Here is a 6,987-nt window from a genome sequence, read left to right on the forward strand (position 1 = left end):
TAACCGCGAAAGATCAACACGCCCTAGTAACAACCTCAACAAAAAAGCCCTTTAGGAAAACTAAAGGGCTTAATGTATTATCGCGGGTTAACGCGAGCATAACTAGCGGTTTGCTTGCTCTAGTTCAATCGTTTCTTCAGCCGTTTTCGCGGCTTCTAGCATCCTACGAATAATAAACGATGCAGCCATTGCGATACCCAACATCACTACCGCTAGAACAGTTTGCATTTGGAAGTAATTACCGAAAACAGCTTATTTAGCCTTCAATGTCGCTCCGACTTGACATGAGATCAACTAAAAAATGATGCGAAACGCTGTTTTGTAATCAATCACTTACATTGGAAATGTATACTTACAAAGCTCATTTAATTTGTAACCTTCAGCGTTGAATACTTTTTTACACTCTCTATCGACCCTTCCAAACGGTTTGGAAGACAGACTTTTATCCTTACATTTTAATGAGAGTGGAATTATGAGTTTTCTACAAAGTACAATGACCAAAGCACAGGCGCTAGGGAAAGCATTAATGCTCCCTATCGCACTATTGCCAGCAGCCGGTCTATTGCTGGGAATAGGTAATGCACTTGGGCTATCTATGATGGAAGCCGCGGGTGGCGTAATTTTTGGTAACTTAGCCTTACTTTTTGCTGTTGGTGTTGCCGTTGGTTTAACCAAAGACTCTGGAGCGGCGGCATTAGCTGCAATTGCAGGTCTGTTGGTAATGAACCAAACCATCAGCGTGACCATGGGCATTACACCTGACATGGTGGCCGAGGGGCGTTACGCGTCGGTTTTAGGTATTCCAACACTGCAAACTGGTCCATTGGGTGGCATGTTAGTAGGTATGCTTGCTGCGTATCTGTATAACCGTTTTTATAACATTCAGTTACCTGAATTTTTAGGATTCTTTGCTGGTAAACGTTTTGTGCCAATCGTTACTGCTTTTAGCGCTTTCTTATTAGGCCTTGCTGTACCACTATTCTGGCCAGCAGTTCAAGATGGCATTGCGGCGGTCTCGACTAGCTTAAGCCAAAGTAACATGTATGTTTCAACCTTCTTCTACGGCTTCATGGAGCGCGCGCTCATTCCTGTTGGATTGCACCACGTGTTTTATGCTCCTTACTGGTTTACGTTCTTTGAATACACTGCCGGAAATGGCGAAATCGTCAATGGCGCTCAAACAATCTGGTGGCGCATGTTTGCTGACGGCGTACATTCATTTGAAGGCGGCGGTTACGACAATGCAGGCGCGTACATTTCTGGTAACTTTGCTATCTATATGTTTGCATTCCCAGCGGCATGTTTAGCGATGTATCAAGAAGCGCATACTAAAAACAAGAAGATTGCCGCTGGTCTATTAGGTTCCGCTGCACTTACTGCTTTCGTTACGGGTATTACTGAGCCTGTTGAGTTTGCGTTCGTATTCGTAGCTCCTGTACTTTACTTCTTTAACGCTATTATGGCGGGGGTTTCTTACAGCGTCTCTTACGCACTTGATTTGCAAATGGGTAAAACATTCTCTGCGGGTATTATCGATTACGTACTGTACGGTGTAATGCCTAGCCTGAGCGGTTTTGAAACAAACTGGGCTAAATTGTTCCTTTGGGGACCCATTAACGCAGCTATCTACTACTCAGTATTCCGTGTTGTTATCCGTAAGTTTAACTATCAAACGGTAGGTCGCGAACAAGATATGACAGAAATCACGTTAGACGATGAAAGCCTAGCTCGTGAAATCCTACGTCATGTTGGTGGAAGCGCTAACCTTAAGACGATTGGTTCATGTATCACTCGCTTGCGCTTGGAAGTGAAAGACATGTCACTGGTTAATTCCGATGCCATTAGGCAACTCGGTGCGATGGGTGTAGTAAAAGTCGGTTCTCATGGTGTACAAATAATCTTGGGTGCTAAAGCTCAGTTTATTGCCAATTTAATAGAACGCCCTACAAGTGAACTTGCACAAGCATAATTAACTCGCCACGAAAGGCCTCTGTAGTAACAGAGGCCTCTTTGCATGCAATAACATAAGTCTTCACGGCAGTATGTGGAGATGAGTAAGCAATAAGTAAGGGGAAATTTTTATGACAAGTACAACCATTGCAAGTCCGCGGCTGGTGAAGTGGTTTAACGGTGATATTGCGTTGTGGAAAGCGGTATTAATCCAAATTTTGGGTACATACGCATTATTGTTTCTTTTGGAATCGAGCAAGATCGCTCTATCAGAAACAACGGTTGTGATGCTTAAAATAGGTTGCTTACCTCTATTTGCCATTTATAGCTCTATTTGCGTATTTCGAGCAGCACCAAATTTCAAATCGTCTATTCGAGGCACCGTGGCCAAGTGCTGGGCGGTAACGTTTATCTTATGGGCACTCGCGACTGCCTACGCTTTGATTGTGTTTGCTTTACCTGAGCTCTAAACCAGCATTTTAGCCGTGCTTTCATTTCATTTGGCGCCATCTCGTTGCATTGCGTTCAAGATGACACTCTCTCTGATCTAAAACCAGGCAGTAACCGTATGTCTATTCTGGTCATAAACAAAGAGCATGTGATGAAATTCTCAAAAGAAAATGAGTCAAGAATTATAGAAATGGCGTGGGAAGATAGAACGCCGTTTGAAGCAATAGAACTACAATTTGGTTTGAATGAATCTGGCCTTATTCGCTTTATGCGCAGTCGTTTAAAATTAAGCAGTTTTAAATTGTGGCGTTCACGCGTGTCAGGACGCACAACAAAGCATTTAAAGCTTCGCTCATCTGATGTATCGAGAGGTTTCTGCCCAACTCAATATAAGCATCGCTGAACAATACTATCCTCGGTCTTGAATCAAGTTGGCTTTTTTATATGAGTATTTTCTTATTTATTCAGTCATTTGAAAGGTGATTAAGCAAGCGTTATCATTCGGGTTTCTCATAACAAAAAGGCCTTAATCATGATTCTAAATCACGTATCTGTTGGAGCTAAAGATGTCGTTACAGCAGTGAAGTTTTACGATGCCGTTTTATCAACGTTAGCCATCAAACGTACTCACTATATAGAAAATGTGGCCGCCGCCTATGGCGAAAGTTTTGAGTTTTGGGTTGGATGTCCCTGTGAAGGTAAGGCTACGTCAAGCAATGGGTCGCACTTAGCATTTAACGCACCCAATAAGGAATCGGTGGATCGTTTTTATGCTACTGCGATCGAGTTGGGCGGAACGTGTGAAGGAAAACCAGGCCTCAGACCGGAATATGGTGATGCTTACTACGCTGCATTTGTTCGAGATTTAGATGGGAACAAGATAGAAGCCGTTTCAATGTAAAATCAAGCACTCTTTGTGGGAAAGTTTCTGTGAAATAGTACCATTTAGAGTGCATTAGAAACGAAAGCCGCTTTTATTATTGTGTTCATAGAGCAGCCAATCAATGGCGAGTACTAGGCTGAGAGTTCTCTTCTGACAATTTGTGCGCCTGCACTTAACGCTTTTAGTTTGGCTGCCGCTACCTGGCGAGGCAAAGGAGCCATGCCACAGTTGGTGCAAGGGTAGAGTTTATCTGCATCGACAAACTGAAGGGCTTTTCGCAAGGTATTAGCGACTTCTTCTGGCGTTTCAATCGTGTTGGTTGCTACATCAATCGCACCTACCATCACTTTCTTACCTCGAATGAGTTCAAGTAACTCCATTGGAACGTGAGAGTTGTGGCATTCTAATGAGATAATATCGATATTGGACTGTTGCAGTTTGGGAAACGCTTCCTCATATTGTCTCCACTCTGAACCCAACGTTTTTTTCCAATCGGTGTTCGCTTGTATGCCGTAGCCATAGCAAATGTGTACCGCTGTTTCACATTTCAGGCCTTCGATGGCTCTTTCCAAACAAGCAATGCCCCAGTCGTTGACCTCGTCGAAAAAAACATTAAAAGCAGGTTCATCAAACTGAATAATATCAACGCCTGCGGCCTCGAGTTCTTTGGCTTCCTGATTGAGAATCTTAGCGAATTCCCACGCTAATTTCTCGCGACTTTTATAATGGTCATCATAAAGCGTGTCGATCATGGTCATGGGGCCAGGCAGAGCCCATTTGATCGGTTGGTCGGTTTGCTGGCGTAGAAATTTAGCATCTTCTACAAAAACTGGCTTCTGGCGAGATACCGCACCCACGACCGTAGGCACACTCGCGTCATAGCGATCGCGAATTTTGACCGTTTTACGTTTCTCAAAATCAACGCCACTAAGGTGTTCGATAAATGTTGTCACAAAATGCTGTCGTGTTTGTTCGCCATCGCTAACGATATCGATGCCCGATTGTTGTTGTTCTTGTAGTGACACACGCAAAGCATCGTGTTTGCCGTCAGTCAGCTCCTCGCCTTGCAACTTCCAAGGTGACCAAAGCGTCTCTGGTTGTGCTAGCCAGGAAGGCTTAGGTAAACTGCCCGCCGTTGAAGTAGGTAATAATGTTTTCATAATAAATGCTGCGCTTATTTGTGTGAATTAAAGGGCGTAATGAGTCGACCATTGCTCAAGAACAGTTTGGAATGGTTTGATGAAATGCGCCTCGGCAAACTTACCCTGTTCAATAGCGAGCTGGCTGCGTTCTTCTCGGTCATACACTATTTGAGTCACCGAGTGGTCCAGATTCTTCAAATTTGGTTGATAGCATTTTCCTGCGGCAGCATTGGCATTGTAAATTTCAGGTCGGTATATTTTTTGGAATGTCCCCATCGTGCTGATGGTGCTGATCAGTTCAAGATTGGTATAATCATTGAGCAAATCGCCAAAAAAATAGAAAGCTAAAGGCGCGACGCTATTTGGCGGCATAAAATAGCGAACCTGTAAGCCCATTTTTTGGAAGTACTGCTCAGTCAACGACGACTCATTGGGTTGGTATTCAACGCCTAATACTGGGTGCTGATTTTCAGTTTGATGATATATTTTGTTGTCAGAGACGCTGAGGCATATAACCGGGGGCTTTTTAAAGTGCTGTTTGAAAGTATCTGAATTGACAAAATACTTAAATAATTGACCGTGCAATATGCCAAAATTATCAGGAATACTGAAATTCGGTTGATCTTTATTATGTTCCAATAGAAGCACACTAAAATCATAATCTCGAACATAAGAAGAAAAATTATTCCCCACAATACCTTCAATACGCTCATTGGTTTCATGGTCAACAATATTTGTTTTTAGAACTTCGATTGAAGGGAAGGCCTGACCGCTAGCATCCATGTTGATATCAACAGAAATGATGTCAAGTTCAACACAATAGCGGTCACCTTTTGGGTTGTCCCAGTGTGCTAATGCATTGAAACTATTGTTAATCATCTGTAAGGCATTGCGAAGGTTCTCTTTGCGGCTGTTGCCCCTAGCCAAATTAGCAAAATTCGTTGTGATGCGCGTGTTGTCTGATGGATGATAATTTTCATCGAGACAAATGCTCTGAATCGTAAATTTAAAGTCGTTATGCATTGTGATTTCGTATCCTATTTCCTTAGATAAACGCTGAATGTCTTTCTTACCCTTTAAGGTTTTTTTTATTATTTTCCCCGTCATTCTGTTCCCAATCATTATTTTGATCAGCAATCATCTAAATAAAAAATAGAGAGTCATCCCTACAGAATTAAGAGGAGAAGGTCTTTTATACGTGGCTAGCGAAATTAACAACAGTGGTTTTATTTCACATTCAATATGAGAAACATTCATGTTCAATGGCTTTTAACGTTTCAGCGAAATTTTCTGTTCATTCAATTGAGCCGCATACCACTGTATTTGTGTCACTGTCTGTGTATTGGTATCAAGGTATTGAAGTAGCGAGCTCTAAATAAATGGGCATTGATAATTGGGTATTGATAACGGGGTATTATAATTGGCGTAAAGTGACCTATTTTTGTTCGTTCCTGTTGGTTATATTTACACCACACAAACACAGGAGATAACATTATGAAACTTACTTCTATTGCACTCGCGCTTTCTACCGCTGTTTTGGCAAGCACTGCTATTGCAGATGACACTCAAAACCCAGTCGAAGCGGCGCTTAGCGCAGAAGGCGCGCAGGTCACTTTACCGGTAGAGGCAGCAAAACAACCATTTTCCAATGAATTTGTCGACGCAGCTCGTGCTGGTTTTAATAACTTTCATTGGCAAATGGGTGGCGATCACTCCTTTTATTACAACATGCACATGAGCGAATTCATGCCTACAGCGGTTGCTTCACCAAGTGAAAATTACAAGCCGTTAGTTAAAGATATTCACCCAGAGCTGGCTAAGTTAAAAGTTCAAACAGAAAGCAAGGGTGAAATGACAATGGAAGATTACCTTGTCGACCCGCAGTTCCGTACCCAAGGCTTTATGCTGATTCATGAAGGTAAGATTGTGTACGAAGCTTACCCAGGAATGAAACCAACGGATCGCCATATCTGGGCATCAGCGGCAAAAACGACAGTCGGTACTGTTGTGGCAATGCTGGCTGAAGAAGGCAAAATCGACCATAACAAAATGATCACAGACTATGTTCCAGAATTGAAAGGTTCGGTATGGGACAACGTATCGGTACTCAATACATTAAACCACGCAACAGGTCTCGATAACGAAGAAACTGGCGCGTCGATCATGAACCCAGATTCTGCGGTAGTGCGCTTCTTTGCTTCGGCATTTGGTTCTCCACGCTATGCAACAGGAGAGCAAGAAAGCTGGGTCGATGTGGCACTTGATACCAAGAAAATTGAAGGTGAAGAGGCGGGCCAACAGTTCCGTTACGCTTCAATGAACACCATCGTATTGACTCAAATGATAGAGAACATCGAAGGTACAACTTGGGCAAAAGTGTTTGAAGACAGAGTTTGGTCTAAAGTAAACGCTCGCCAACCAATGTTGATTAACCAAACTCCAGATGGAATGGCAATCGCGGTAGGGCTTGTGTCTACCACATTGGAAGATATGGCGCGTTGGGGAACCTTGTTCACACCAAGCTGGGGTGCGGTTGCCGATGAGCCAGTCATTTCACAGGCG

8 protein-coding genes are annotated in these 6,987 nt (G+C 43.0%); 5 read left to right on the forward strand and 3 right to left on the reverse strand.

Annotated elements, in window-relative coordinates; translation table 11 throughout:
* Positions 1-102 precede the first annotated feature (102 nt).
* Entirely contained in the window at positions 103-228 is a 126-nt protein-coding gene (locus tag A1QO_RS20710; RefSeq protein WP_017040979.1) for a hypothetical protein, read from the reverse strand.
* 244 nt (positions 229-472) lie between these two features.
* Between A1QO_RS20710 and A1QO_RS13765 the strand changes: the two genes are divergently transcribed.
* The 4 genes from A1QO_RS13765 to A1QO_RS13780 all read left to right on the forward strand — a co-directional run bounded on the left by A1QO_RS13765 (position 473) and on the right by A1QO_RS13780 (position 3,301).
* Complete coding sequence (locus A1QO_RS13765) at positions 473-1,969, forward strand: PTS transporter subunit EIIC (RefSeq protein ID WP_017035923.1); 1,497 nt, start codon at positions 473-475, stop codon at positions 1,967-1,969.
* A gap of 112 nt (positions 1,970-2,081) precedes the next feature.
* A complete protein-coding gene (locus A1QO_RS13770; protein WP_017035924.1) occupies positions 2,082-2,420 on the forward strand; it encodes a hypothetical protein in 339 nt (112 codons plus the stop codon).
* Positions 2,421-2,551: 131 nt separating this feature from the next.
* Complete coding sequence (locus A1QO_RS13775) at positions 2,552-2,803, forward strand: TIGR03643 family protein (protein WP_017035925.1); 252 nt, start codon at positions 2,552-2,554, stop codon at positions 2,801-2,803.
* Between the two features lie 129 nt (positions 2,804-2,932).
* Complete coding sequence (locus tag A1QO_RS13780) at positions 2,933-3,301, forward strand: VOC family protein (RefSeq protein WP_017040278.1); 369 nt, start codon at positions 2,933-2,935, stop codon at positions 3,299-3,301.
* Positions 3,302-3,414: 113 nt separating this feature from the next.
* On the opposite strand, the gene A1QO_RS13785 is transcribed toward A1QO_RS13780, so the two are convergent.
* Both A1QO_RS13785 and A1QO_RS13790 read right to left on the reverse strand, forming a co-directional pair.
* Positions 3,415-4,443 carry a methionine synthase gene (locus A1QO_RS13785; protein WP_017040277.1) on the reverse strand — a complete coding sequence of 343 codons (1,029 nt, stop codon included), beginning with the start codon at positions 4,441-4,443 and terminating at the stop codon, positions 3,415-3,417.
* A 27-nt stretch (positions 4,444-4,470) separates the two neighbouring features.
* On the reverse strand, positions 4,471-5,448 hold the full coding sequence (locus tag A1QO_RS13790; RefSeq protein WP_017040980.1) for a DUF1852 domain-containing protein: 978 nt from the start codon (positions 5,446-5,448) through the stop codon (positions 4,471-4,473).
* Between the two features lie 471 nt (positions 5,449-5,919).
* Here A1QO_RS13790 and A1QO_RS13795 point away from each other — a divergent pair.
* Positions 5,920-6,987, forward strand: a 1,068-nt coding sequence (locus A1QO_RS13795) for a serine hydrolase domain-containing protein (RefSeq protein WP_017040981.1), incomplete at its 3' end; no start/stop codon positions are given.

Origin of the sequence: Vibrio genomosp. F10 str. ZF-129 (assembly GCF_000287055.2) — a bacterium.
GTDB lineage: Bacteria > Pseudomonadota > Gammaproteobacteria > Enterobacterales > Vibrionaceae > Vibrio.

Coding starts and splice junctions, on each gene's coding strand:
- A1QO_RS20710 (WP_017040979.1), bottom strand. CDS start 228: ATGCAAACTGTTCTAGCGGTAGTGATGTTGGGTATCGCAATGGCTGCA.
- A1QO_RS13765 (WP_017035923.1), top strand. CDS start 473: ATGAGTTTTCTACAAAGTACAATGACCAAAGCACAGGCGCTAGGGAAA.
- A1QO_RS13770 (WP_017035924.1), top strand. CDS start 2,082: ATGACAAGTACAACCATTGCAAGTCCGCGGCTGGTGAAGTGGTTTAAC.
- A1QO_RS13775 (WP_017035925.1), top strand. CDS start 2,552: ATGAAATTCTCAAAAGAAAATGAGTCAAGAATTATAGAAATGGCGTGG.
- A1QO_RS13780 (WP_017040278.1), top strand. CDS start 2,933: ATGATTCTAAATCACGTATCTGTTGGAGCTAAAGATGTCGTTACAGCA.
- A1QO_RS13785 (WP_017040277.1), bottom strand. CDS start 4,443: ATGAAAACATTATTACCTACTTCAACGGCGGGCAGTTTACCTAAGCCT.
- A1QO_RS13790 (WP_017040980.1), bottom strand. CDS start 5,448: ATGCATAACGACTTTAAATTTACGATTCAGAGCATTTGTCTCGATGAA.